The sequence below is a fragment of the Endothiovibrio diazotrophicus genome (assembly GCF_054657215.1).
In genome coordinates this window covers 1-2,879 of the sequence record NZ_BAAHXB010000226.1, presented here as the reverse complement: position 1 = coordinate 2,879, position 2,879 = coordinate 1, and the positions used below count along the sequence as shown (strand labels likewise).

Below are 2,879 nucleotides of genomic sequence, written 5' to 3'. Positions count from 1 at the left end.
CTCGCGCAGGATCTCGCGCAGCACCTGATAGCCCGACATCCGCGGCAGCATCACGTCCAGCAGCACCAGGTCGTGACGTCCCAAGCGCCACGCCTCCAGCCCGCTCGGGCCGTCGCCGCAGATCTCCACCTCGAAGCGCTTGTTGAGGATGCGGTCGATCAGCCGCTGGGTATCCGGTCGATCCTCGATCACCAGCAGCCGCGGCTTGCTCAACTCCATGCCACGTTCGCGCAACAGTCCGCGCACCACCTCGTCGAGGTCGCGCGCCTCATCCAGGGCCAGGAAGCGGTTGACGCCATACTCGCGAGCGGTGGCCTGGGCGATGCGCTCGGCGAAGGTGGCCGAGACCACCACGATCGGCACGTCCTGACGGCTGCTGAACACCCCCGAGCGGATCATCCGCGCCAGCCGCCAACCATCCAGATGGGGCATATGGACGTCGGTGACGATCAGGTCGAAGGGCTCCGCAGAGAGCGCACCGACCGCGATCCGGCCATCCCCCGCCTCGAAGATCCGCTCGAAGCCGCCGCGCTCCAGCGCCCGCCGGAGCAGCCGGCGCGCATCGTCGTTGTCATTGACCAGAAGCAGTCGCGGAGTTTCCGACATCCCGCGGATCCTTTTTTATTAGACTTTCATTGTCAGCCGGCCGTGACCGAGCCACCCTCGCCACCCGGGAGTTCCGGCTTGCGTTCCGGCCTGCGTCGCCGCGGCCACGCGGTGAGCACCGCCTGCACCAGGGTCGCCAGCGGGATCGCGAAGAAGACTCCCCAGAACCCCCAAAGCCCTCCGAACATCAGCACCGCCACGATGATCGCCACCGGATGGAGATTGACCGCTTCGGAGAAGATCAGCGGCACCAGCACGTTGCCGTCGATCGCCTGAATGATGCCATAGGCGAGCAGCAGCCAACCGAATTCCGGCGTGAATCCCCACTGGAAGTAGGCGATGAGCGCCACCGGGATGGTCACCACCACCGCACCGATGTAAGGGATGATTACCGACAACCCGACCCCGAGACCGAGCAACATGGCGTAGTTGAGCCCCATCACCGAAAAGGTGATGTAGCTGGCCCACCAGACGATGACGATCTCCCAGAACTTGCCGCGCACGTAGTTGCCGATCTGGCCATCCACCTCCCGCCACACCGCGGTGGCCAACTCGCGGTTGTGCGGCAGATAGGAGACGAACCAGCCGATGATCCGGCGCTTGTCCTTGAGAAAGAAGAAGACCAGCAGCGGCAGCAGCACCAGGTAGACCATCAGGGTGATCAACCCCACCACCGAAGCGAGCGACATCGACACCACCCGCTGCCCCCAGGCGGTCAGCTCCCCACGCACCGCCTGGATCACCTGACGTACCTGCTCCTCGGAGATCACCTGCGGATAGCGCTCCGGCAGGCTGAGCAGCACCTCCTGGCCGCGCGCGATCATCTTCGGCAGCTCCTGGATCAGCTGGCTCACCTGCTGGGAGAGCATCGGCAACAGACCGAAGATGACGAAGAGCAGGAATGCCATGAACAGCGAGAAGACCACCAGCACCGCCGCCAGCCGCGGCACCCCCCGCTTCTCGAGAAAACCGGCGATACCCTCCAGCAGGTAGGCCACCACCACGCCGGCGAGCACCGGCAACAGCATGTCGCCCGCCAGCAGCACCACCGCAAAGCCGAATGCCAGCAACAGCGCGAGGATGACCACCTGGGGATCGGAAAAGTAGCGCTGGAACCAATCGCGGATCGGCTGCATGCCTTCAGCCTCCCGTGATTTCCGCTGCGGCGTCCTCGCCTTCCGCCTCATCCACGGACTGGCGCCACTCCCCGTAGTGACGACGGAAGAGCAGTTCCAGATCGTCGACCACCTCCACCGCCGGCCGCCCCTGCATCACATGCTGCGACATCAGCATCGAGGTCTCGTGCAGCACCTTGCCGCGATCAAGCATGGGATAGCTCTCCGATAGACGGCGGATCGCCTTCACCACCGACTCCTCAGTGGGCCGCGGGATCTCCCGCGGCTCGACCACCTCAGGCTTCCTCGGCCGGCGACCGTAGAGAAACTCCGCGAAGGCGAGCAACTGCCCTCGTCCCTCCCCATCGAGGGCCGAAAACCACTTCAACAATCTCTTCTCCGCGGCTTCCACCGCACCTCCCGGGCCGACCCGACTGACAACCAATAGGAAAAGGTAACCTGAAAGGGGGGGGAGGCGCCAATGATTCGACCCGGGACGTCACGCGTCGGGCAAGACGATGCGGGAGGAAGCATTGCCAACCCTCCCCCGGAACCCCTGGTTGCGACGCTCTGCGTCGTAACCGGCGGCCTTGGACGCTCTGCGTCCTACAGCGGACGAGTCGATCGATCGCCACACCGCGGGGGTTACCACGCGGAGCGTGGTAACCAGGGGGAGCGTGGTAACCAGGGGGAGATTCATTCAGACCTCCCCGCTCGGGCAAAAAAAGCCCCGCGGGGGTGCGGGGCGAATCTCGGTCTTGGGGAAGATCGAGGAAGGAGGAAGCCGAAATTCAGAAGCAGCTCTTCATCCGGAAGGTGCTGGCCACCGAATAGAGGAGGCCGGCAACTCCCAGCGGCAACAGCACCATGAAGGCGACCTGCCAGGAGAGCCAGGAGGGGATCAGCGCGTCGGCGACACCGCCGAACAGCAGCACCAGCCAAGCGACCAGCAGCAGCAGCACGGAACCGAGCGCGCTACGTTTCACCTGCTCGCACGAAGGGTTGTCGCTCATGGATCACCTCACCAAATGAATTAGAAAATAATTGTTTTCTAATATACCGATAATAAAGAGGCCGTCAACCCCCGCCGGCGGCGCGGCGGCTCCGGGCTCCCTGCCCTCCCGCCGCATACCCACCATCCCTGGCGGTAGCGGCTCC

General features: G+C 64.4%; 4 protein-coding genes. All 4 read right to left on the bottom strand.

Annotated elements, in window-relative coordinates:
- On the bottom strand, nucleotides 1-606 hold a 606-nt coding region (locus ACYQ2W_RS25855; RefSeq protein WP_459873882.1), incomplete at its 3' end, for a response regulator.
- A 32-nt stretch (nucleotides 607-638) separates the two neighbouring features.
- Nucleotides 639-1,742 carry an AI-2E family transporter gene (locus ACYQ2W_RS25850; RefSeq protein WP_459873880.1) on the bottom strand — a complete coding sequence of 368 codons (1,104 nt, stop codon included), beginning with the start codon at nucleotides 1,740-1,742 and terminating at the stop codon, nucleotides 639-641.
- Nucleotides 1,743-1,746: 4 nt separating this feature from the next.
- A complete protein-coding gene (locus ACYQ2W_RS25845; protein WP_459873878.1) occupies nucleotides 1,747-2,109 on the bottom strand; it encodes a hypothetical protein in 363 nt (120 codons plus the stop codon).
- A gap of 403 nt (nucleotides 2,110-2,512) precedes the next feature.
- Nucleotides 2,513-2,734, bottom strand: coding sequence for a hypothetical protein (locus ACYQ2W_RS25840; protein ID WP_459873876.1), 222 nt, complete (start codon nucleotides 2,732-2,734; stop codon nucleotides 2,513-2,515).
- Nucleotides 2,735-2,879: the final 145 nt, after the last annotated feature.